At 38.2% G+C, this 24,324-nt stretch carries 21 protein-coding genes and 1 pseudogene; 6 read left to right on the top strand and 16 right to left on the bottom strand.

What is annotated here, in order from left to right; translation table 11 throughout:
• Positions 1-137: 137 nt before the first annotated feature.
• The gene (locus FNW07_RS11960) at positions 138-626 is read right to left on the bottom strand and encodes an SRPBCC domain-containing protein (RefSeq protein ID WP_126743987.1); all 489 of its coding nucleotides are present in this window, start codon (positions 624-626) and stop codon (positions 138-140) included.
• 228 nt (positions 627-854) lie between these two features.
• Here FNW07_RS11960 and yaaA point away from each other — a divergent pair, with 228 nt between their 5' ends.
• Positions 855-1,613, top strand: a complete 759-nt coding sequence (gene yaaA / locus FNW07_RS11955) for a peroxide stress protein YaaA (protein ID WP_126743986.1) — start codon at positions 855-857, stop codon at positions 1,611-1,613.
• 155 nt (positions 1,614-1,768) lie between these two features.
• Here the strand turns inward: yaaA and FNW07_RS11950 are convergent, their stop codons facing one another.
• The 11 genes and pseudogenes from FNW07_RS11950 to FNW07_RS11905 form a co-directional block, all read right to left on the bottom strand.
• On the bottom strand, positions 1,769-3,346 hold the full coding sequence (locus FNW07_RS11950) for an MDR family MFS transporter (RefSeq protein ID WP_185964648.1): 1,578 nt from the start codon (positions 3,344-3,346) through the stop codon (positions 1,769-1,771).
• Positions 3,347-3,380: 34 nt separating this feature from the next.
• Complete coding sequence (locus FNW07_RS11945) at positions 3,381-4,460, bottom strand: HlyD family secretion protein (protein ID WP_126743984.1); 1,080 nt, start codon at positions 4,458-4,460, stop codon at positions 3,381-3,383.
• A 13-nt stretch (positions 4,461-4,473) separates the two neighbouring features.
• Positions 4,474-5,796 carry a TolC family protein gene (locus FNW07_RS11940; protein ID WP_126743983.1) on the bottom strand — a complete coding sequence of 441 codons (1,323 nt, stop codon included), beginning with the start codon at positions 5,794-5,796 and terminating at the stop codon, positions 4,474-4,476.
• Positions 5,786-6,409, bottom strand: coding sequence for a TetR/AcrR family transcriptional regulator (locus FNW07_RS11935; protein WP_126743982.1), 624 nt, complete (start codon positions 6,407-6,409; stop codon positions 5,786-5,788). Before FNW07_RS11935 ends, FNW07_RS11940 begins: the two co-directional genes overlap by 11 nt.
• 66 nt (positions 6,410-6,475) lie before the next feature.
• Positions 6,476-7,264 carry a tryptophan synthase subunit alpha gene (trpA, locus tag FNW07_RS11930; RefSeq protein ID WP_126743981.1) on the bottom strand — a complete coding sequence of 263 codons (789 nt, stop codon included), beginning with the start codon at positions 7,262-7,264 and terminating at the stop codon, positions 6,476-6,478.
• 93 nt (positions 7,265-7,357) lie between these two features.
• Entirely contained in the window at positions 7,358-8,545 is a 1,188-nt protein-coding gene (gene trpB / locus FNW07_RS11925; protein WP_370511512.1) for a tryptophan synthase subunit beta, read from the bottom strand.
• Positions 8,546-8,575: 30 nt separating this feature from the next.
• Positions 8,576-9,130, bottom strand: a pseudogene (locus tag FNW07_RS14035) (phosphoribosylanthranilate isomerase); the annotation flags it as partial.
• A gap of 17 nt (positions 9,131-9,147) precedes the next feature.
• On the bottom strand, positions 9,148-9,933 hold the full coding sequence (gene trpC / locus FNW07_RS11920) for an indole-3-glycerol phosphate synthase TrpC (RefSeq protein WP_126743979.1): 786 nt from the start codon (positions 9,931-9,933) through the stop codon (positions 9,148-9,150).
• Positions 9,934-9,936: 3 nt separating this feature from the next.
• Positions 9,937-10,929, bottom strand: a complete 993-nt coding sequence (gene trpD, locus FNW07_RS11915) for an anthranilate phosphoribosyltransferase (protein ID WP_126743978.1) — start codon at positions 10,927-10,929, stop codon at positions 9,937-9,939.
• 80 nt (positions 10,930-11,009) lie between these two features.
• On the bottom strand, positions 11,010-11,576 hold the full coding sequence (locus FNW07_RS11910; RefSeq protein ID WP_126743977.1) for an aminodeoxychorismate/anthranilate synthase component II: 567 nt from the start codon (positions 11,574-11,576) through the stop codon (positions 11,010-11,012).
• Positions 11,577-11,589: 13 nt separating this feature from the next.
• Positions 11,590-12,990 (bottom strand): anthranilate synthase component I family protein, encoded by a 1,401-nt coding sequence (locus FNW07_RS11905; protein ID WP_126743976.1) that lies wholly within the window; start codon positions 12,988-12,990, stop codon positions 11,590-11,592.
• 330 nt (positions 12,991-13,320) lie between these two features.
• Here FNW07_RS11905 and FNW07_RS11900 point away from each other — a divergent pair, with 330 nt between their 5' ends.
• The 4 genes from FNW07_RS11900 to FNW07_RS11885 all read left to right on the top strand — a co-directional run bounded on the left by FNW07_RS11900 (position 13,321) and on the right by FNW07_RS11885 (position 18,646).
• Positions 13,321-13,860, top strand: coding sequence for a DUF2975 domain-containing protein (locus FNW07_RS11900; RefSeq protein WP_126743975.1), 540 nt, complete (start codon positions 13,321-13,323; stop codon positions 13,858-13,860).
• Positions 13,861-13,864: 4 nt separating this feature from the next.
• Positions 13,865-14,071: a helix-turn-helix transcriptional regulator gene (locus FNW07_RS11895; protein WP_126743974.1), complete on the top strand. Its 207-nt coding sequence runs from the start codon at positions 13,865-13,867 to the stop codon at positions 14,069-14,071.
• A gap of 155 nt (positions 14,072-14,226) precedes the next feature.
• The gene (locus tag FNW07_RS11890) at positions 14,227-15,123 is read left to right on the top strand and encodes an ABC transporter ATP-binding protein (RefSeq protein WP_126743973.1); all 897 of its coding nucleotides are present in this window, start codon (positions 14,227-14,229) and stop codon (positions 15,121-15,123) included.
• Positions 15,116-18,646 carry a M1 family aminopeptidase gene (locus FNW07_RS11885; RefSeq protein ID WP_255512765.1) on the top strand — a complete coding sequence of 1,177 codons (3,531 nt, stop codon included), beginning with the start codon at positions 15,116-15,118 and terminating at the stop codon, positions 18,644-18,646. The genes FNW07_RS11890 and FNW07_RS11885 overlap by 8 nt, the downstream gene beginning before the upstream one ends.
• Positions 18,647-18,704: 58 nt before the next feature.
• Here FNW07_RS11885 and FNW07_RS11880 read toward each other — a convergent pair whose 3' ends face one another.
• From FNW07_RS11880 to FNW07_RS11865, 4 genes are all read right to left on the bottom strand, one after another.
• On the bottom strand, positions 18,705-19,262 hold the full coding sequence (locus FNW07_RS11880) for a YceI family protein (RefSeq protein ID WP_126743971.1): 558 nt from the start codon (positions 19,260-19,262) through the stop codon (positions 18,705-18,707).
• Positions 19,263-19,459: 197 nt separating this feature from the next.
• On the bottom strand, positions 19,460-20,026 hold the full coding sequence (locus FNW07_RS11875; protein ID WP_126743970.1) for a YceI family protein: 567 nt from the start codon (positions 20,024-20,026) through the stop codon (positions 19,460-19,462).
• Positions 20,027-20,052: 26 nt separating this feature from the next.
• The gene (locus FNW07_RS11870) at positions 20,053-20,685 is read right to left on the bottom strand and encodes an NAD(P)H-dependent oxidoreductase (RefSeq protein ID WP_126743969.1); all 633 of its coding nucleotides are present in this window, start codon (positions 20,683-20,685) and stop codon (positions 20,053-20,055) included.
• Between the two features lie 20 nt (positions 20,686-20,705).
• A complete protein-coding gene (locus tag FNW07_RS11865) occupies positions 20,706-21,161 on the bottom strand; it encodes a MarR family winged helix-turn-helix transcriptional regulator (protein ID WP_126743968.1) in 456 nt (151 codons plus the stop codon).
• 181 nt (positions 21,162-21,342) lie between these two features.
• Between FNW07_RS11865 and FNW07_RS11860 the strand changes: the two genes are divergently transcribed.
• Positions 21,343-24,291, top strand: a complete 2,949-nt coding sequence (locus FNW07_RS11860) for a M4 family metallopeptidase (protein WP_126743967.1) — start codon at positions 21,343-21,345, stop codon at positions 24,289-24,291.
• Positions 24,292-24,324 lie beyond the last annotated feature (33 nt).

The raw sequence follows: 24,324 nt of genomic DNA, 5'->3' as shown, positions 1-24,324 counted from the left end.
TAGATTGTTCGAGGTTATAATTCCAAATATAAATAAATTCTTATTATCAACATCGGTCTGTTTGAAAATAGTACCAGTAGTTTTTGAGAATAAAAAAAGCCCCATTTCGGGGCTATATTTAAACTGAGACGTAATTATCACGGATAATCTTTAATATGGGCTTCCTTGTCTTCGGTTATTTTGACTTCTTTGTCTTCGGCCAACATTTTGACAGTTTCTAATGCCTGAGGGAATTTTTCCTTAAAGTAAGCGCTGAATTCTTCGGTGGTATCCATATTTACTTTAAGGCGGGTTCTTCCCTGATTTTCCTCAAGCATATAGTTTTCCATTGCACCGGACCATTTAAGACTTTCTTTATGAAGCGGCTGTTCATGTCCATTTTTTAGGACACCCAGATGCTCGATGGACATCATGGTGTTAGGAACGCTTTTGGCTATTTTACTGTACATACCACCGCCTTTATCCGATATAAATAAAACTTTGCTTCCTTCTTTCCAGTCTGTTACCGCTTTGGAACCTTTATTAAACGCGTTGGTCCATTTTTCATAAGTAGGTCCTGCCCAAAGTGTGTCCCATACTTTCTCTTTGGGTGCGTCGATATCGACTTCGAATTCTAATTTTTTCATAGCGATTGTAATTAAGTTATTGTAATGAATGATTACTTTATAAATTTAAACTGCTAATAATGAATTTCTTATCTATCAAATTTAAGCAATTTTTCGATGCCGTTATTCTAATAAAACATTTAATTTATTCTTTTAGGGTAAATGATCAGTGATTTTTAGCATTTTTTAGATGATTGCTTTTGTTGTAATAAGGCGGGAATTTGTATTTTTGAACATTAATCAATACCCATGAAAATAGTCCTATCGCCTGCCAAATCTTTGGATTTTGAAACCCAACTGCCCACTGTAAAGCATACTCAGGGTACCTTTCTAAAAGAAGCGCGGCAGGTTCACAAAGTTTTAAAACAAAAATCGCCTAAAGATTTAGCGGAGCTGATGGATATTTCCGAAAAACTGGCTGACTTGAACTGGCAACGCAATAAGCATTGGAAAACCCCTTTTACTGCGGAAAGTGCCCGTCCGGCAATTTTTGCCTTTGCAGGTGATGTTTATTTAGGTTTGGATGCCTATACAATTCCAGTAGAAAAACTGGATGATTTGCAAGACCGTCTGCGTATCCTCTCTGGATTGTACGGATTACTTAAACCGTTAGATCTGATTCAGCCTTATCGATTGGAAATGGGCACTAAAATGCCAATTGGCGAAGATAAAAACCTGTATGAATTCTGGAAACCAAAAATTACCAAAGCGCTAAATAAGGAATTGACCAAGAAAGAATTGTTTGTCAATCTGGCCAGTAGTGAATATTTTTCGGCTGTAGATGGAAAAGCGTTGAAAGTTCCTGTGATTACACCTGAATTTAAGGATTACAAAGATGGGAAGCTGAAAATGAAAAGTTTCTTTGCGAAGAAAGCCAGAGGGTTAATGGTGCGGTATATTATCGATACTAATGCCCAGACTCTCGAAGATCTGAAAGGATTCAATTATGATGGATACCGGTTTGATGCTAATTTATCGAAAGGGAGCACAATTGTTTTTACCAGATAGAACAGTATTTTTAAAGTTAAATTACAGTCAAATATAAGAAATTCATTAAAGTACATTTTCCTTTTAGAAGACTGTGTTTCTTGCATTTTCACAAAATAAAAACTCCGAAAAGGATTCGGAGTTTTCTGAAAATATATATTTTTTTGGTATTGAAATTAATGCATTGCTTCGGAACGATCCACTTTGTTTTTTCCTTTTTTAATCACTAACATAAACGGAATACAAAGTAGAAATAAGATGCCTAAATACATGAAGATATCCATGTATGATAAAACTGCACTTTGTTTCATCACACCATAATCTATAGCCTGATAGGCTTTATTCAGCGATTCATTAGCCGAAAATCCCTTAGACATGAATCCTTGTTGTAATTGCAGGACCCGTTGTTGTACTTCAAAACTGCTTTTATCTAAATGGGAAACCAAATTTACACGATGCTGCTGGTTAAAACGGGCGATAAAAGTGGTAATAATCGCAATACCAAATGAACCACCCAATTGTCGCATCATTCCTGTAAAAGCGGCTCCTTCACCAATACTTTTCCCTTTTAAGGTTGATAGTGAAAGTGTAGTTATCGGAACAAATAAAAGCCCCAATCCAACACCTCGCAAAACCAGCGGCCAATACATGTGTTCTTCTCCGGTATCCGGCGTAATGACATTATGCATCCAAAACGTGAAAATGAAAAAGATCAAAAATCCTGCTGAAACCATATATGCCTGCGGCACTCCTTTTTGAATCAATCGGCCAATGATGGGCATCATGATTCCGGTAGTGATAGAACTTGGAATCAACAATAAACCGGCATCCAAAGCACTCCATCCTAAAACAGATTGTGTATAAAGCGGAATGATAAAAGTGGAGCCATACAATCCAAATCCGAGAATGAAACACATAATGGTTCCGACCTTCAAATTGGTGTCTTTTAAAACCCTTAAATTCACAATAGGATGATTATAAGTAAGTTCTCTCCAGATAAATAGTAATAAACCGAAAACGGATAATACACTTAAAAAGACAATCCGCTTATCATTAAACCAATCATCCTGCTGTCCATGTTCCAAAACAAATTGTAAAGAACCCACAAAAGATATAAGGAATACAATTCCCCACCAATCGACTTGAGAGGCTTTTAATTTTTCTCCATATTTAGGACTTCTGACAAATACCAACGTCAAAAAAGTTGCAATGATTCCAATCGGAATATTGATGTAAAAAATATATGGCCATGAAAAATGATCAACGATATAACCTCCCAACGGCGGTCCTAAAGTCGGCCCCACAATAACCCCCATGCCATAGATGGCCTGCGCCATTCCACGTTTGGCAATCGGATAACTTTCGGTAATAATGGTCTGGGCAGTCACCAATAATGCACCACCGCCTAATCCCTGGATGAATCTGAAAATAATCAGCTCCCAGATGTTGGTGGCATTGCCGCAAAGGAAAGACGCAACAGTAAATATAATGATGGAAGTGGCGAAATAATTCCGGCGGCCAAATTGCTGAGACAACCAGCTCGTCATCGGAATCACAATTACGTTCGCAATTGCATAAGCGGTAATAACCCATGCAACGTCCGTTAAAGTAGCGCCAAGGCTTCCACGCATATTGTTTAGCGCCACGTTTACGATAGTGGTATCGACAATCTCCAGCAACGCACAAAGCACTGCGGTGATTGTTATGATGACCCTTCTGAAGCCGTATTCGACTAAACTGTCTCCTTCTACCATGAGTTCAGATATTTAGATTTAGCTGTTCAGAATCTTACTTTAAATGTACATCTACGTCAACGTTCATTCCAGAGCGGAGCAATTTTATTTTCTCTGCGTCATTAGAGGCATTCAGACTAATTTTTACAGGTATTCTTTGAATGGTTTTTACAAAGTTTCCGGTAGCATTATCAGGCGGAAGTAAAGAGAATTTAGAACCTGTTGCCGGTGAGAAAGAAGTAATTTCCCCCTCAAAATCAGTATCCGGATAGGCATCGACTTTGATGGTTACTTTTTGGCCCATTTTCATTTTGTTCAGCTGCGTTTCTTTGAAATTCGCAATAACCCAAGCTTCTTCATTGTTGATGATGTAAAATAAGGATTGTCCCGGCTGAACCAATTGTCCCGGCTGAATAGCAATTTTTGAAACCTGTCCATCAATAGAAGCGGTAACAACGGTATAATCCAAATTCAATTTCGCAGCGTCCAGCATGGCTTGTGCACGTTTGATATTGGCAGCGGCTACTTCTGTCATTTTGTTCGATACATTCGATTTGGCTACAATAACCGATTTTTGGAAATTACTTGCTTTTTGTTGCTGCTGTAAAATTCTCAATTGACTTTCAGCTTCCTGTCTCGCGGCCAAAGCCTGCTCGTATTGTTGTTTGGTAATCGAATGGTTTTTATATAAATTATCATAACGTTCGAAATCATTGGTAGCTCTGCCCAACCTGATTTTTGCAGTTTCGATATTGCCACCGGCCGACTGAACATTCGCATCCGATACAGAAACGCTCGCCATAGCGCTTCCAACATCCGCTTTTGAAACCTCAAAATTGCTTTCGGCTGCCACTAATGCCGCTTTTGCATCTTCCAATTTTACCAAATAATCTTTGTTATCAATCTTGAAAAGTGTATCACCTTTTTTGACATAATCATTGTCTTTGACGTATACTTTCGTCACATAACCCGACAATCTTGGAATAATTGGGTTCATATTTTTCTCTATCTGCGCATCATCTGTTCCTTCATGCGAAAGCGAATGAATGTATTTGTAGCTTCCATATACTACACCCAATACAAGTAAAACAGATAAGATGGCTATAAATTTTTTGTTGGTTTTTTTCTTTTCCATGAGATGGGTTCTGTTATTTTGAAAGATTGAAAGATTGTGTTAATTGCCCTGAAACCGATTGCATTTCATAATATTTAAGCATGATGTTGGCTTTGGAATACGCATGATTGATTCGTGAATTTAACTGTTCCACATCGGCTTCAAGCAAATCAGTAGTGTTGGAAAGCCCATTATCGTATTTGTCTTTTACAATCCGGTAATTTTCCGCTGCCTGATTAATCGCTTGTTTGTAAACTAAGTTTTGCTTTAAGGCCAAATTGTAATTTTCAATAGATTGCTGCACTTCGACTTTAATGTTTTCCGATAAGATACTTTCAGTCTGTTGCGTCTCTAAGGATTTGCTTTTGGCCGTTTTTACAAAAGATCCATTTTTGAAAATCGAACTTAAATCATAAGATACACCCACACCAAAATTGATGGCATTGGTAACAGTAATGGCGTTTTTTAAATCCAGATACGCGTAGCCACCCACTAAAGCTATGGAAGGGTAGTAGCCACTCTTTGCAATTTTGATATTGCATTCACTGGCCTTCTGTAGAAAATGAACCGCTTCGAGATCTTTCCTGTTTTTCAATGCATTTTCTTCACTGTGTATGATATTGATAGGCTGCTCGTCATCAAACTGATGCTCATCGATGCCAATGCGGTAATCTTCAGGAAGATGCAGAAGTGTAACCAAATAGTAATTAATTACGGCAACATTTTTATAGGCTTCATCCAGCGACAACTGAACTTTGGATTGCTGCAATTGGGATTTCAGTAGATCATTTCGAGCGATAATTCCGTTTTGTTCCATTGCGGTAAAATCGGTTACCCGTTGCTCGGCGCTCTTTAGATTTTCGGTTATCAAATGGACCGCTTTTTGTGCTCTGTATAAATTGGCGTAATATTCCACAACCCTCATCGCAATTTCTTCTTTGGTCTGCGCCGCATTCGCTTTTTCTGCCTGATGTAAACTTTCTGAAGCCTTGATGCTGTTTTTTAATTTAAATCCCGAAAAAAGCGGAAGGCTGGTATTAACCTGGCCAATGATAAGCTGGTCTATTTTTGGAGGCGGACCGTTCGAATCCCCTGAACTTAAATTGGAATCTACCTTTGCATTGGTCAATCGCAGGTATTGTCCCGATACTTTAAAATCCGGATACTGGTTGTTTTTCATAGATTCCAACTCGTACTTTTTGGTCTCTGCTTTAGTGTTGGCCAAATTCACCTCATTGCTTTTGGTCAATGCCAATTCTATGGCTTCCCGCAGATTCAGATTTGTTTTTTGCTGGGCTTGAATGGATGTAAATCCGAAGAATAACATCGCATAAAGCAATAGTTGTCTACGCTTCATATTTTAAAAGGGCTTTTATAGTTTGCTGAATGTGTATAATTAAAGTGCTGTGGATGTAAGTATTGTAATCGTCATCATTCCGAAGGTTCAATAACTCTTTGTAGAAAGTCCGATTCATGTGAAAATGAAAATAGGTCCCCATTATGGTTGGCAGAATCAGTTCTACCGTAATATCTTTTTTGAAAATCCCTTTAGCTTGGCCTTCATCAATGATATTCTGCAACGCTACCAGATTGTATTTTTTTACCTCATTAAAAGCCTCAAAATTGATGTCTCTTTTTTTGGTGGAAATTTCGAAATGCAGGATTTGATACATACCCCGATTTTTGTTCAGGCGAGTGATGTATAATTCGATGAGTCGGTCAATTTTTTCGAAAGGAGTTAATTCTTCCTTGAAAAGGTTTTCAATCTGCAGGCGCAAATCGGATATTCTTGTGATAATCAGTGCTTCCAGTAGTTTTTCTTTGGAGCCAAAATAATAGGATATCATCGCAATATTGATTTTGGCCTCTTTTGCGATATCCCGGATGGAGGTGCCATCAAAGCCATGTTCTGTAAATAGCTTTTCGGCTACCTGAAGAATATGAATTTGCTTGTCATTAAAATCACTCATAAAACAGTTGCTAATTAAATCGGGGACAAAATTAAACAACTGTTTAATTTAAACAATCGTTTAATTTTATTTTAACTTTTCTTTAACAACTGGGTTTGCAATCTGCTGAATAAAGGCTGCAATAGTTTCAATGCCGTTTTGACTTAAATGATTGACGAATGAACTTCCTATAATGGCTCCCTTCTGATGCTGTACCGCTTGTGAAAATGTAGCGGCATTACTAATTCCAAATCCAATAATTTGCGGATTTTTGAGGTTCATCTTTGCAATTCTTTCAAAATAATTTTTCTGGTTGTCACCAAAAGTACTTTGACTTCCTGTTACGCTTGAACTGCTGACCATATAAATAAATCCATCGGAAATTGCATCTATTTTACGGATTCGGGTTTCTGAGGTTTGTGGCGTAATCAGGAAAATGTTTTTGAGATTATGGTTTTCAAAATTGGACTGGTATTCCTGTTCATAAATGTCTATAGGTAAATCGGGAATGATTAATCCATCGATACCTACTTCAGCACATTTTTTGCAAAATTCTTCTACTCCAAATTGCAAGATCGGATTGAAATACCCCATAATAAGCAACGGAATCTGGACCGTTTTCCGAATGTCTTTCAGTTGTTCGAACAGCAATTTGGTAGTCATTCCGTTTTGTAAAGCCTCAGTGGAACTCGCCTGGATTGTTGGCCCGTCGGCCAACGGGTCGCTGAATGGCAATCCGATTTCTATCATATCAACCCCGCTTTTTTCTAAATCCTGGATTATGGCTGCGGTATCGTTGAGGTTCGGGTAACCTGCCGAAAAATATATCGAAAGGATTTTTTTGTCTTCCTGTAATTTTGTGTTGATTCTGTTCATGTTATTTTTTTGTTTGCGTTAGGGGTAGCAGCGGTATCCCCCGTTTTTTTGCGGGGATATAGCGGATGACCTGACCCTTGCGGTAACGCCCAATTAAAATTTAAAATAATCGATATACGTATTCAGATCCTTGTCACCGCGACCAGAGAGGTTAATTACAACAATGTCGGTTGGTTCGAACTTTTTATTGTCCAATACGGCAAATGCGTGTGCGGTCTCGATTGCGGGAATGATGCCTTCCAACTGGGACAATTTTAAGCCCCAATGCATGGCTTCGTCATCGGTAATAGACAGGAATTCGGCTCTTTTCGTTTCGTATAAATGCGCGTGCATCGGTCCTACGCCGGGATAATCCAGCCCGGCCGAAATGGAATAGGGTTCGGTTATCTGTCCGTCGTCCGTTTGCATCAAAAGCGTTTTGCTTCCGTGGATAATCCCGATTTTCCCTAAAGCTGAGGTTGCGGCACTTTCACCGGAATGAATGCCTTTTCCGGCAGCTTCCACGGCGATGAGGTTCACTTGATCGTCATCCAAAAAATGGTAAAATGCCCCCGCTGCGTTACTTCCACCGCCCACGCAGGCTATGACGTAATCAGGATTTTCACGACCTTCTTTTTCCAGTAATTGTGATTTGATTTCGGCGGAAATAACACTCTGGAAACGCGCCACCATATCCGGATAGGGATGGGGCCCCACGACCGAGCCGATGATATAATACGTGTTTTCGGGATTGTTGATCCAATCGCGGATCGCTTCATTGGTCGCGTCTTTCAAGGTTTTGGAACCTGAAGTTGCCGGACGGACTTCCGCGCCGAGCATTTTCATTCGGGCTACATTGGGTGCCTGGCGCCGGATGTCGATTTCGCCCATATAAACGATGCATTCCAATCCCATTAACGCACAAACGGTTGCAGTGGCTACGCCGTGTTGGCCAGCTCCGGTTTCGGCAATAATCCGTGTTTTGCCCAGGCGTTTTGCCAATAAAATCTGTCCAATGGTATTGTTGACCTTATGGGCGCCGGTATGGCATAAATCTTCCCGTTTCAGGTAGATTTTGGTATTGTATTCCTTTGATAAACGTTCCGCAAAATAAAGCGGCGTTGGTCTTCCGACATAATCTTTCAACAGATTTGAAAATTCTTGCTGAAACGATGGTTCAGCGGTTATTTGGAGATAGTTCTGGCGTAATTCCTCGACATTAGGATAGAGCATTTCGGGGATAAAGGCGCCGCCAAAATTGCCATAAAAGCCTTTCTCGTTGACGTTATAAGTTGTTCTCATAATATTGTTTTTGTGAAGGAACAATTCCCGAATTGCACTTGCGTTTTTTAATCCGGGTCCGGTTTCAAATTTGCTGTTGACATCAATGCCGTGAACAGGTAAATTCATTTTTTTTATTTTATCAATTTCTTCGATACCAATGCCTCCGCTTAAAAAGAACGGTTTGGCGGAATTGTATTTTTTTAAAATTTTCCAGTTGAAAGGGATTCCGTTTCCGCCCGGTAATTTTCCTTTGGTATCAAACAAAAAGTAATCGCAAACCGCTTCGTAAGGTGCTAAAACCTCAAAATTAAAATCATCATTTACCGAGAATACTTTGATGATTTCAATTGGAGTTTGTTGCAATAGCTTACAGAATTCAGGGGTTTCATTTCCGTGTAATTGAACTATATCTAAATCGTATTGATCTATTTTAGAAATGATTTCTTCCCAAGGTGCATCCACAAAAACACCTACTTTTTTGATGCTTTTTGGAAGTTCCGGAATTTCACCATTAAAATATCTGGTAGATTTTTCATAGAAAATAAATCCCAAGTAATCAGGATGCTGTTTACTGACTTCAACTATGTTTTCAGGATATTTCATCCCACAGATTTTGAGTTTCATAGGTGTAATTCAGATATAAATTCGGCGGCACTTTTGCCTGGATTATTGCTTTTCATGAAATTTTCCCCAATAAGAAAACCTTTAAAACCGTATTGTTGCAATTCTTTGATGGATTCGGTGTTGCTGATGCCGCTTTCGGAGACTTTCACGAATTCATCTGGAATCTGGGGTGCTAATTCTTTGCTGTAATCGAGGCTGACTTCAAAGGTTTTCAGGTTACGGTTGTTGATTCCTATCATATCCAGACTGGGCATTATCGCTTTTTGCAATTCTTCCAAATCATGGACCTCCAATAAAACTTCCATAGCCAAGGACTGCGCAAATTGGGATAATTGTCTGATTTCTTCTCGGGTCAAAACAGCCGCTATGAGCAAGATGACATCAGCTCCATGGGCTTTGGCTTCCAGAATCTGATATTCGTCAATAATAAATTCTTTTCGCAGTAGCGGAACATTTACAGAAGCTTTTGCCAATATTAAATCGTCTAAGGAACCACCAAAATATTTGCTGTCCGTTAAAACTGAAATGCCGCAAACACCGGCGCTTTCATAACCTCGTGTCACTTCTTCTACTGTGAAGTCCTGGCTGATGATGGCTTTAGAAGGCGAACGCCGTTTGTGTTCGGCAATAATTCCGCAAACGCTGTTTCTTAAGTTTTTGCTTAGTGAAATGGTTTTGCTTCCAAATAGTATTGAATTTTCGAGTTGGGAAATCGGAATAATGGATTTTTTTAGAATGACTTCCCGTCTTTTATCGTTGATTATTTTGTCTAAAATCGTCATAATCTATACACTTAATTGTTGCAGTTTTTTTAATTTTTCCAGGGCTTTTCCGCTCTGAAGACTTTCCATAGCCAATTCGAATCCTTGTTTTGGTGTAAGGGTATTGACAGTCGCAATCGCCATTCCGGCGTTGGCGCAGACCACATTGTTTTGTGCTGTTGTTCCTTTTCCCGAAATAATATTCAGAAACATTTCAGCCGATTGCTCGATGGTAGTACCTCCTTGAATTTCCGTTTGTTTTAAAAGTGATACTTCAAAATCTTCGGGATGCAACATGCCTTCCATGGTATTAGAAATTGTTTTAGTACTTCCGGTCAATGAAATTTCATCATAGCCATCCAGACTGTGTAAAATGGTAAAATTGGTTTTCGTATTTTGGTAGAGATAGGCATACATTCTCGCCAGTTCCAAGCTGAAAACGCCTACTAATTGATTCTGTGGAAACGAAGGATTTACCATCGGCCCCAGCATATTAAAAAACGTCTTAACCGCAAGTTCCTTTCGGATAGGCGCGACGTTTTTCATTGCAGGGTGGAATAGGGGAGCGTGTAATACACAAATGCCGGCCTGGTCGATGCATTTTTCCAGAAAATCAGAGTCTTTACTGAACTTAATCCCCAGGCTTTCCATTACATTACTGGAACCGGAAATGGAAGAAACCCCGTAATTACCGTGTTTTGCCACTTTTATTCCGGCTCCGGCAGTAACAAATGAAGCTAAGGTCGAGATATTAAAAGTGTCTTTTCCGTCGCCTCCTGTTCCGCATAAATCAATGGTATTGTAAGCTGATAAATCAATTGGGATGCACAATTGCAACAACGCTTCGCGAAAACCGGAAAGTTCTTCAATGGTAATATGACGCATCATGAATACCGTTAAAAAACTGGCAATCTGACTGGGATTGTAATTCCCGTTGGAAATATTAACCAACACCATTTTGGCTTCCTCTTTGGAAAGCGTTTCGTGTTGAATAAGTCTGTTCAGTATATTTTTCATTTTATAGTTGATGTAGAAAGTTTAGGATTCTAACTATTTTGTTTAAAATCAGGCATTATATTTTGATGAATTTTGAGGGATTAGCTGTTTAGCCAGTTTTCCAGGATTTTCTTTCCGTCTGGTGTCAATACACTTTCCGGATGGAACTGAACACCCCGAACATTAAGTGTTTTGTGTCGAAGTGACATAATCTGGCCATTCTCGTCTATGGAAGTAATTTCTAAAACGTCAGGTAAATTTACGGGGTTGACCACCCAGGAATGGTACCGGCCGACTTCTATTTCTTTGTTCAGACCATTAAATAAACTTTCATCATCGACAATCACTGATATTGGTGATGCCACACCATGATAGACTTTTTGCAGATTAATCAGGCTTCCGCCAAAAACTTCTCCGATGGCCTGTTGCCCTAGACATACGCCTAGAATGCTTTTGGTTGCGGCATAGGTTCGGATGACTTCTTTCAAAAGTCCGGCTTCATCCGGGATTCCAGGACCCGGTGATAGCAAAATCTTGTCGAAGTTTTTGATTTCCGCAATATCAAATTCATCATTACGGTACACGGTTACCTCGCAATTTAGATCCTGAAGGTAATGCACTAAATTGTATGTGAAACTATCGTAATTATCTATGACTAAAATTTTCATCTGTTTGATTTTTTTATAATGTTTCGGCTAAATCCAATGCTTTATTTAGCGCCCCTAACTTATTATAGACTTCCTGCATTTCGTTTTCTTCATCCGAATTGCTTGTAATTCCCGCGCCGGCCTGATAGTGCAGTTGGTGGTTTTTACTCAAAAAAGTACGAATCATAATTGCGTGATTGAAGTTACCATCAAAATCCATAAAACCAATTGCTCCTCCGTAGAAATTCCTATTGGTATTTTCAATACTTTCAATGAGTTGCATGGCTTTGTGTTTGGGTGCCCCAGATAAGGTTCCCGCGGGGAATGTATCTGCTACTGTTTGCATGGTGGTTGCTTTGTCGTTTAATTGCCCTGTAACTTTTGAAACCAAATGAATGACGTGGGAGAAAAACTGCACTTCTTTATATTTTTCAACTGAAACATGGGTGGCATTTCGACTTAAATCATTTCGGGCCAAGTCCACCAACATCACATGTTCACTATTTTCTTTGGCATCAGCCGAAAGCTGTCGGGCTAAAATAGTGTCTTGTTCGTCATCCCCGGTCCGTTTGAAAGTCCCGGCAATAGGATGAATTTCGGCTTTTCCATTCTTAACAATCAGTTGTGCTTCGGGAGACGATCCCATGATTTTGAAATTGCCATAGTCAAAAAAGAATAAATAGGGCGACGGGTTGATACTTCTCAGCGCCCGGTATACATTGAATTCGTCGCCTTTGAAATTTTGGGTAAACCGTCGGGATAAAACCAGTTGAAAAACATCACCAAGAAAACAGTGTTTTTTTGCTAAGCTCACATGTGATTTAAATTCATCATCCGATAAATTGGAGGTAAAATTATTTTCTTTTGAAAAGGAATACGACGCAAAGTTTTTGGATTGCAGTAATTGCTCAATTTCTGGAATATTATTTCTGTTATCAAGACTGTGGCAAAAAATATACGCTTCATTTTTGAAATGATTGATGGCGATAATATTCTGATACACAGCATAAAAAATATCAGGAATCTGTAAATTGTTCTTTTTCTGGCTGATGGTTACTTTTTCGAAATAACGAACTGCATCATAGGCGATGTAGCCAAATAGTCCATTGTTGATAAACTTAAAATCATTGCTCTCTGATTGAAATTGGGACGCAAATTGTTGAAGAATTTCGGGAATGCTTGTCTCTTTTTGAATTGCAATAATTTCGGAAGTCATATCCGGAAAAGTTTTAAATATGGTTTCGTTTTCAATTCTGATGGATGCAATAGGATTACAGCAGATGTATGAAAAACTGTTATTATTGGCGTGATAGTCACTGCTTTCCAACAATAAACTGTTCGGAAATTTATCGCGGATTTTTAGATAGACACTTACCGGGGTTATGGTATCGGCCAGGATTTGTTTGTAATGCGTATGTAACTTATATTTTTGCATGATGTTGTTTGTTCGGTTTTGGGAATAAAAAAAAGGCTTGTCGTGATTGACAAGCCTTTTTATATTTTGAATTTAAAAATACAATAGAGGATTAGTTCACGACTTTTGACGTAAATTATTCCACCACCAAGTATTGTTTAAAATTGTGTTCATCTTTATATTTTGAATTACAAATGTAGTAATGTAAAATTATAAACCAAGGAAATTGCAATAAAAATTCCGGATGGAATTCTTTTTAAGGGGTCAGTAATTATCGAAAATATGTAAATAAATATTGTTTTACGATAATTAATTATATATTTGTAATAATAAAAATAAATTTTAATAAAAATGAAAACTGTTCGATTTGTAGCTACAATCCTTTTTTACCTGACGCGAATTCTGGCGTCGCTATACTTAATTACATTTGTCTATGCGGCTGTGGTATTGTTTCTGTCGTTTCAGTCGGACGTGATAGGGAACCCGATTGTCATTACCGCTGATAAAAGATTTGATATTCTGTATCCTTTTACTGATATACCTTTTCTTTTGGGAGAATACACGAAGCTGTTTATTCTGGAAATGCTTTTAGGAATTGGATTGTATGGAGTTTTTCTATGGCTTTTGAGCGATGTATTTTTGGCTTTCCGACAATCTAAATTGTTTACTTCAGATTCGGTAATAAAACTGTCCAGATTTTATATTGTGAATTTGACGGTGCCCGGAATTGTGTTTCTGTTACTGTCATTGTTTTCGGAATTTTCGGAAGAACGAAGCACCATGGTGATGCTAACTGTCCTGCATTTTATTATTGGAATCTTTATATTTTTTATGGCTTCCATTTTTAAGCAGGGTGTCGAGTTGCAAAACGAACAAGATCTTTATATTTAAGCCTATGCCAATTATAATCAACGTTGATGTAATGCTTGCCAAAAGAAAGATGCAATCGAAAGAATTGGCTGAAATTCTGGGGATCACACCTGCTAATTTATCTATATTAAAAACGGGCAAAGCCAAAGGTATCCGCTTCGATACGCTGGAATCCATCTGTAAGGCATTGAATTGTCAGCCGGGAGATATTTTGGAATACATCCCCGAATAAATTTTTATAATCCGGATTTAAATATCGGCCCATTTGGCCGACAGGCTTTCTTTTGCCTTAATTTTTTAAAAAAAGAAAAAATATTTAATTTAATCATCAATCATCCCGAAGTGCAGCCAAAGTGTTTGGAGCGCAGCGGAAAAAATCATCAAAAAATGAACACATTAAAAATCAACAATCTCTGTAAGACTTATGACAACGGAGTGCAAGCGATAAACGACGTTTCGCTTGAAATTTCCAACGGCATGTTTGGTTTGCTGGGGCCTAATGGTGCCGGAAAGTCCTCATTAATGCGGACTATTGCAACCTTGCAAAAGCCGGATACCGGAAGCATCGAATTTAACAGCGTCAACATCATTGAAAATCCCTTGCATATACGTCAAAGTCTGGGGTATCTGCCCCAGGAATTTGGGGTTTACCCAAAGATTTCTGCTTACCGTTTATTGGATCATTTAGCAATATTGAAAGGTATTGTCAACAAAAGTGACCGCCAAGGGCAGATTATGAACTTATTGCAACAGACCAATTTAATAGATCATAAACATAAGGCTGTTCACACTTTTTCAGGAGGAATGCGCCAGCGATTCGGGATTGCGCAGGCATTATTAGGAGATCCAAAAATAATTATTGTGGATGAACCCACGGCTGGCTTGGATCCGGAGGAACGGAACCGATTCAATAATTTATTGAGTGAAATCGGCGAGAACAAGATCGTGCTGTTATCAACCCATATTGTAGCCGATGTCACTGATTTATGTACTAATATGGCGATTGTCGCCAGTGGAAAAATAATTGCGCAAGGCAAACCGGAAGAAGCGATTTCAGCCATCAATGGCGAGATTTGGATGAAGACCATTGCAAAGGATGAGCTCGCGGATTACAGAGAAAAAGCAAATGTAATTTCGTCTCAATTGAATGCCGGAAAGATGAATATTCATGTGCATTCTGATATCCGGCCTGATTCCGGTTTTACATCGATTGCTCCCAATCTTGAGGATGTGTATTTTATTGCTTTGCATCAGAATCATTCTAAAAAACGGGATTATGTTTAGGAAATTAATCACTTTTGAATGGCATTATCACACCAAAAACGTATTATTTTATGTGACCTTTCTGGTTTTTTTACTCCTTGGTTTTTTTGCAGCAAGCGGAAACAATGCCATGCCGGGTATGGACCGGAATTCACCTTACATGATTACATATTTGGTAGGGATTTTATCACTTGGAATTATATTTTCGATGACACTGCTTGTGGCGCAAACACTTTTGCGTGACAGCGAAAACAAAATGGATGTGATTATTTATGCAACTCCGGTCTCGAAAACAAACTATTTGGGTAGTCAGTTTTTGTCGGTTTTTGGAATAGGAGTGTTGTCTTTTGGAATGGCTATTATCGGGATGATGATTGGACATCATATGCCGTGGCTCAAAAATGAAGCAATGGCCGATTTTTCTCTAACGACTTATTTATGGCCGTTTTTGATCCTGGCTATACCCAATATTTTACTGTGCACGACCATTTTAACGGCATTGGCCTGGCTGACAAGAAATAAACTCATTGTGTATGTTGGCGGTTTGCTGATTTATATTTTATACATCGTCGGGTCTGTCTTTTCGAATTCTCCATTACTCGCGGGAGCATCGCCCGCGTCAGGAGCAGCCATGGCAATGGTGGCTAAAATGGATTCCTTCGGACTGGCTGCTTTTTTTGAGCAAACGCGCTATTGGACCAGCTTTCGCAGAAATACGCATGGAATAGAATTAACAGGGAATTTGCTGTTTAACCGTGTGTTATGGTTTCTCATTTCCATTTTAATATTAGGATTGTCGTATTCCATTTTCTCCTTTAGAAAGATAAATTCTAAAAAAGTAAAAAAAGAAAAAAACATAGCAAAACATTCTCTAAAAGTGTTGCCATATCGAAGTATTCATGCTGAAATCCAAACGAGAAAACATAACCTTTCAGTCTTTTTCAGTTTTGTTAAGATTGATATTGTTTCAGTGGTCAAGGGAATTCCGTTTTTATTGATTCTGATGATTCTGAGTGGGCTTATAGTTATTGAAATAATTAATGCCTTTGATGGGGGAACCAGAATGCCGGAAAGCATTACTAATACATCCTTGATGATGACAACCATTATGGAAATATTGCCTTTTGTGACGATTCTGGTGCTTCTATTTTACAGTAATGAATTGATTTGGAGGAGCGCAAACACAAATTTTGAAATGCTTGAAAACGCAACACCTTCCAATTCGTATAGCATTTTTTTTTCAAAATTACTTTCATTGACGACAATTCCGCTTTTACTGATTTCAGCCAGTATCCTTATTGGGATTGCGTTCCAAATAGTAAAAGACAATGCTCCGATTGAAATTGGGCATTATCTGTCGTTGTTTTATTTCATAGGCGTGCCTATGTTCCTGATTTCAACAATATTATTGGCGATGCAGACTTTCATTTCCAACAAATATATTGGTTTGGCAGTTTCTGCAGTAATAGTGTTTCTATTTAGCAGTAGTTTCGGGAAACTGTTAGGGATTAATCATCCGTTGTTCCGCTTTGCCGATGTACTCAAAGTTCCTTATTTTGATATGAATGGTTTTGGAAATTACACGGTTGCTTTCCATTTAAAAATACTTTATAATTTGGGATTGGTCATGATCTTAATCGTTTTCAGTGGCATTTTATGGAAAAAAGATTCGCTTCAATTGAAAAAAATGAATTTTTCACAAAAAGGATTTTTGTCGTTGGGAGCTTTGTTTTTTATTGGCTTTGGAGGTTATATTTTTTATAAGACCAATATCGAGTTTCCATACACCACTAAATCTGACATAATGGATTGGAAGCAAGCGTATGAAACCCGATTTAGAAAATATGAAAAACTCGCCCAGCCCACTGTAATTAAAGTAAAGACAAACATTGATTTATATCCGGAGGAACAGCGGTATACCGTTAGGGGAATGTATCAGCTGATTAATACGACAGGGAAAAACATTGACAGTTTACTGATTTATGTCAATGAAAATCCGAAATTGACTTCTGTAAGTATTCCGAACGCTAAATTGCTTCAGCAGGAATTGGAATATTGTCATTATTGGTATAAAATGGAGCAACCTTTTCGTACAAACGATACCATACAAATGGATTTTTCAATGGAATCGTCATGGTCTGAGTTCAAAGGACATACACCATTCAATTCCATTATTGATAATGGTTCATTTATCAGGATCAGTAATTATTTTCCGCGTTTTGGATATCAGAGTTCCAATGAAATTGACAATGAAAAGGAAAGACTGGAGCGAAATTTAAAAACACCAACAACTATTCCCAAATTTGAAGACAGGATTCCAGGTCCATATCCCCATGAATTTATCGATTTGGATGCCACGGTTTCCACTTCAGGAAATCAGACGGCGATTGGTTCCGGGACCTTGGTTAAGCAATGGAAAACTAATGACAGAAATTATTTTCATTATAAAACAGAAAAGCCAATTCCATTTCGTTTTGCGTTTTCGTCGGCAAAATATCAAGTGAAGAAGGAAGTTTATAAAGGCATTTCCATTGAAGTGTATTATGATGCCCGGCATCACAGAAATGTAAATGAACTTATTCGGGATACCAAAAAGACATTGGATTATTGCGACAAAAACTTCGGGAAATACCCGTATGCGGTAATCCGTTATGCAGAAATCTCGGCTTTCGCCGAAGGTTTTTCGGGTACTGCATATCCTACGACCATATACATGAAAGAGAACGGAGGTTTTTATGGTGATTGCAGTAATGGAAATAAGGAAGACGCCATCAATATGACGGCAGGGCATGAATTATCGCATCAATGGTGGGGATCGTCGCAATTTAATCCAGAAGTTAAAGAGGGGGGCTGGATTCTGACGGAAACCTTAGCGCAATATACCGAACTGATGCTGTATGAAAAGGCGCATGGGCGGGAGCGCATGTTGGAAACGGTCAGTATCCATTTGGATCAATACCTGAGTTATCGTGCATTTTCTGAGGAAAGACCGCTTTACAAAACCAATTATGACACGCCGCATTTGCCGTATAACAAAGGAATGGTGGTGATGCATGAATTGCGGATGCTGATAGGTGAGGGGAGGGTGAATCACGTACTTAAATCGCTTATCGTGAATTATGGTTATCCGAAGTCACCTGCTGATTCACAGGATTTTTTGAATGAAATCTACAAAGTAGCGCCAATAGAATCCCACGACAAAATAGATGAATTATTTAAGCAAATCATTACATATTCATCAAAAGTAGAAAGTGTCAGCAGCAAACTCATTCCGGATATAGGATATGAAATCAGGTTCAAAGCCAGCAGTTTTAAATTTTCGGAAAACGGAAAAGGAAAGACGAAATTAATTCCAAACGACCATACCATCGATATCGGCATCTATGATGATAATGCGGTGTTAACACTTCATACATTTGTGCTAAAAAATAATCATGTTACGGGAAAAATCACAGTTTCCGGGAAGCCGGTAAAAATCGTTGTTGATCCCTATTTGAAAAACATTGATTCGTTCCGGGAAGATAATGAAAAAGAGATTTTTTGAATTTGCACAAAAAAAAGAGGCTGTCGATATCAACAGCCTCTTTTTTATTTTTCTGATGTTAAAAAAACAAACTTACATTCAGTTCGAATTCATCATAGATGGTTCGGTCTCCCAAATCATCGAAAAAGCTGCCGGAACCGTATTGAATACCGTATTTTGTTCTGTCGATAATTACTTTTGCTTTAGCGCCCCGACCCTTTATAAACATGTCAAACGTAACCGGTTTGGTTTTGCCTTTGATGGTCAAATCCGCGTTAACAGTATAGGAATTGAGTTTTTTACTGGTAATGGATTTGAAGACCAGTTTTGAAGTGCCGAAATTTTCGACATCAAAGAAATCGCCGGATCGCAAATGTCCTTCCAATTTTTCTTTATCTTTTCCGCTTTGATCTGTATTGGTAAGCGAAGTCATATCCGCTGTGAAATGTCCTCCAATGAGCTTCTTGTTTTTGAATATCAGAGCCCCCTCCTTAAACTTAATGATACCTTCGTGCTGACCGGTGACTTTTTTACCGACCCAGGTAATTTTGCTTTTTGAAATATTGATTGGCTTTGTTTGTGCGGAAATGGTAATACTAATAAATAATACCAATAAAACGGATAGAATCTTATTCATTGTACTTGATTTAAATTAATACTGATTTTAAATTTCCAATAAAGGAATTGGAGTTATCCTGAATTGACTTTTAACAAAGTTACATAAAAAACATATTGAATTTTAATTAAATCCATGAAAATTATTTCTATTATAAAAGAAAACCCTGACAATTTCTCATCAGGGTTTTTATTTATAGTGGTATGCTTTTCTATTAATTAGTACTGTAAATTAACGTTTAATTCAAAGTTATCAGATATTGTTTTGTCTCCCAATCCTTCGAAGAAACTTCCTGAACCATACTTAATATCGTATTTGGTTCTGTCCACAATTAATTTTGTTGTTGCAACGCCTTTGTTTACAACAACATCAAAAGTGATTGGATTTGTTATTTCTTTGATAGTCAAATCAGCAGTTACAGTATATGTGTTGTTTCCTTTGTCAGCTATAGTTTTAAAAACCAATTTTGATGTTGGGTATTTGTCAGTTCCGAAGAAATCTTCAGCTTTCAAGTGACCGTCTAAACTTGCTTTCCCTTTTCCGGATAAGTCTGTAGCACTGATGGTTGTCATGTTAACTGTAAAATTTCCTCCTGTTAATTTTTTCCCTTTGAATACTAAGGCACCGTCCTGTAAATTAATAGTCCCTTCGTGTTGTCCGGTTACTTTTTTACCAACCCAGTTAATCTGGCTTTTTGATACGTCAACTTTTTTTGTTTGAGCTGTTACCGTTGCAGTTCCGAAAGCTACTAATAATGCTAATGCAATTGTTTTTAAATTCTTCATGTGTGTAAATTGAGTTTAGTTATTGATTATAAATTGATAAATAATTCTTCTTGTGATTTTCTTACTTTCTTGTGATGCTGTGTCTCATCATCGTTATGTCGGTAACCGATAGTAGCAATTACTGACGCATTCAGTCCTTTTTCGGTTAAACCTAATATTTCATTGAAGGCACCAGCATCAAACCCCTCCATAGGTGTTACGTCGATTTTTAATTCAGCTGCAGCATTCAACAAATTCCCCAGAGCTAAATACGTTTGCTTCGATGTCCAGATGCTTTTCAAATCCTGTGCCATAGAAGTGATTTTCGATTTCATGAAGTCCCCATAACCTGAAAGATTTTCAGTTGGAATCCCTCTGGTCTCACTAATATTGCGGACATAAGCGTCAATTTCTTCATTGCCTATGTTGATCAGATTAGCGAAAACAATCACTTGTGAAGCATCCGTAATCTGGTTTTGACCCCAGGCAGCTGCCTTAAGTTTCTCGCGAAGATCCTTGTTTTCAACGATTAGTACTTTGTACGGCTGTAATCCGTAAGAAGAAGAGCTCAAACGGATAGCTTCCTTCAAAATGTTTAAATCTTCCGGGGCTATTTTTTTTGCTGCATCAAATTTTTTAGTTGCATACCTCCAATTTTGATGGTGAATGAAATTACTCATATTTTGCTGTAATTGTTTATTTATTGATTTCTGAATTTTTCTAATAAGGTGTTTAATATTTCCAACTCTTCGGGATTTAAATTTCTCGAAAAAGATAATTCGTGTTCAACTACTTTGGGGTCGAGTTCCTCTAAGAGTTTGAGTCCTTTTTCGGTAATCTGTACTTCCATTTTCCTTCTGTTTTCCGGACATACTTCGCGGGTAACATATTCTTTCAAAAGTAATTTATCGACCAACCGGGTAGTATTGCTGGTTCTGGCCAACATTCTCTCCTGAATCAGACACATATTGGCTGGTTGCCCGTGCTGTCCTCTCAAGATTCTCAAAACATTAAATTGTTCTCCTGAAAGATCATAAGGTTTGAGCAAGTCGTTAAATTTATCGGCTATCATATTTTGAGTGTAAAAAATATTCAATACCGTTTTTTTAGGAATTGGCAGGGGTGCATTGGATTTAATTATATCTTCAATTGTCATAATTGTTATTACAATATTTGTAGATACAAATGTACTGAGCTTTTTTAATTTGTGCATACAAATGTGTTGTTATTTTTATGTTAATTTTTTTTTGTCTAAAATTCTAACAATTCAAAATTTTAGAATTTGATAAATTATTAATATATTCGTTGCCTTATTCTATTAATACAACCCCATTACCATGAAAAAAAATTATTTTTCCGCATTTATAGCATTATTGCTTATTACTGCTTCAACGGTTTCGGCACAGGTAAATAGTAAGATGCAGGATGATGCGCCTTACCAAAAAACCGTTTCTTTTGAAGATGGAATTCCTTTGGATGCTGCAATTGCTGCTTTTACAAAGGCTAATAACCTTGGAAAAGACAACACTTTTGAGACTAAAAAAGCTACAACTGATAAAATCGAAATGACGCATCAGCGCTACCAACAATTCTATAAAGGAATAAAAGTTGAATTCGGAATGTTGATTACCCACAGTTTAAATGGTATGGTTACTTCGGTAAATGGGGAAATCTACAATGCAGATCAGTTGAATCTAACTCCAACTTTGAGTGAAGCTGACGCGTTCGAACGTGCTTTAATTGATACTCATGCCCAGAAATACCTTTGGGAAGATGCCGTTCAGGCCAAAATAATGGATTACAGTAAACCTCAAGGGGAATTGGTTGTTTTTCCAAAAGTAAGAACCGGGGAAGTACGCTTAGCCTATAAATTTGATGTGTATGCGATGGAGCCGATTTCACGTGAAGAAATATTTGTTGATGCTCACACCGGCGAAATATTATATAAAAATCCACTTATCAAACATGCCAACAGATTAATTTCTGATAAGGAATCAAAAGAATATGCCGCTAAAATTGAAGCGCTGGCAACAGGAAATGCAGCAACCAGATATAGTGGTGCTAAAAATATTGAAACTTCGCTGAATGCAATAACTTCCAAATACAATTTGCAGGAAATAACCAGAGGAGCCGGAAATGGTATTGTTACATACAATTGTGAAAAATTGACTACGTATCAGGATAAGCATTTCGAAGATCTGGATAATAGCTGGACAGCCGCAGAATTTAGCAACACCAATAAAGACGATGCGGCTTTGGATGCCCACTGGGGTGCCGAAATGACTTACGATTTCTGGAAAAACGTTTTTAGCAGAAACAGTTATGACGATGCAGGTGCACAAATAAAAAGTTATGTTCACTTTAGAAAAGTTGCGGGAACTGATTTGGACAACGCTTTTTGGAACGGTTCTGTGATGACTTATGGTGACGGTATTTCGCTAAATGCTTTGACATCAATTGATGTATGTGCCCACGAAATTGGTCATGCTATTTGTACATACACCGCTAACCTGGCTTACCAAAATCAGTCGGGTGGAATGAATGAGGGATATTCGGATATTTGGGGAGCCTGTATTGAGCATTACGGAAGAACGGGTTCGATGACGGGAGTTCCAGTAGCAAACGTTTGGAAAATAGGTGAGGACCTGGCTGCAGGTGGCGGACTGCGTTCTATGGCTGATCCTAACGTGAAAAGCGATCCGGATTGTGTAAAAGGAACGTACTGGACCACTACTGCCGATGATGGGACTTGTACTCCGACATCCGGAAATGATTATTGTGGTGTTCATAAAAACAGCGGTGTAATGAACCACTGGTTTTATATCCTTGCTGTAGGAGAGGCCGCAACAAATAACGCTCCGGTTGCTCAAAGAGATACATATAATGTTACCGGAATTGGTTTGGCGAAGGCAGCCGAAATTGCTTATTTAGCTGAAAGAGATTATCTAACCTCCAATTCAACTTATGCTGATGCGAGAAACGCTTGTCTTGCTGTGGCAGGAAATTTGTATTGTGCTTCAAGCGCGGAATATAAAGCGGTAATGGATTCCTGGTTCGCCGTAAACGTAGGAACAAGCTATACAGCTTACCCAAATGATGTCAACCTTAAAAGTGTTACTAAAAATATAGCCGTTGCCTGTAACACCAGTTTCAGTCCAAGTATAATTTTTGAAAATGCAGGAACTAATCCTATTACATCGGTAACAATTTCTTATAATATTGATGGAGGTACAGCAACTAATACATCCTGGACAGGATCTTTAACGGCTTGTTCTACCCAAAATTTCCCATTTACTATCGGGGCGTTGTCGAGAGGGACACATATCCTTAGCGTGACTACAACAGTGACAAGCGATGGGAATGCTGCAAACAATACAAAAACATCTCTTATTGTGGTGAATGATGCCGGAACGGTTGGAACGATCAATTCATTTAATACTGCTGCAGATGCCTTGGTTTCAATTGATCAAGCGGGTACAAACAGTGTGTGGCAGAGAGGAACTTCAACAAAAACCCAATTAAGTAATACAGTTGCTGGAAATTCTCCCGTATATGCGACTAAATTAGCTGGATTATACCCGGATAAAACAAAGGCTTTTCTGGTTTCCCAATGTTATAATCTTACAAATGTTACCAGCCCGGTTGTGAAATTTAATATGGCTTATGACTTTGAGACCGATTGGGATCTTATGTACATGGAATATTCTACAGATGGGACTACATGGAGTCCTTTAGGAACAGGAACCAGTTCAACCTGGTATACCAGTTCAAGATTGCCAAACGGAACAGATTGTTTCAATTGTATTGGTGGACAATGGACAGGCGAAGGTGCGCTTGCGAATCCTAGAGGGGATGGAATTAACGCTAAAATGAGAGAATACAGTTATAGTTTAGCACAGTTTGGTAATGGCGGTGCCACACCACAATCGAATATGTTGTTCCGATTTGTATTCCATTCCGATGATTCAGCTACAGAAGAGGGCGCTATCATTGATAATTTTGTTATTGAAGGAACACTTTTGGGAGCAACTCAAAATAACTTTAATACTTTTGCACTTTATCCAAATCCTTCAAAAGGAACTGTTATGCTTTCATTGAGCGCTACATCGGATGTGAATGTGAGCCTGTTTGATATAAGTGGTAGAAATATCTATTCCAAATCGTTTTCTAATTCCGATATAACATTTACACAGGAGCTAAAATTCAATGGACTTTCCAAGGGAGTATATATCCTGAATGTGGAAAGCGATGGTAAAAAAGCTTCTAAAAAATTAATTATAGAATAAAACCTTTTTGAGTTTATCAAGTCCCGATTGCAT

Source organism: Flavobacterium sp. GT3R68, from assembly GCF_007109225.1.
Taxonomy (GTDB): domain Bacteria; phylum Bacteroidota; class Bacteroidia; order Flavobacteriales; family Flavobacteriaceae; genus Flavobacterium.
Note: the sequence above shows the minus strand (reverse complement) of the source record. Positions and strands in the feature narration are given on the sequence as shown.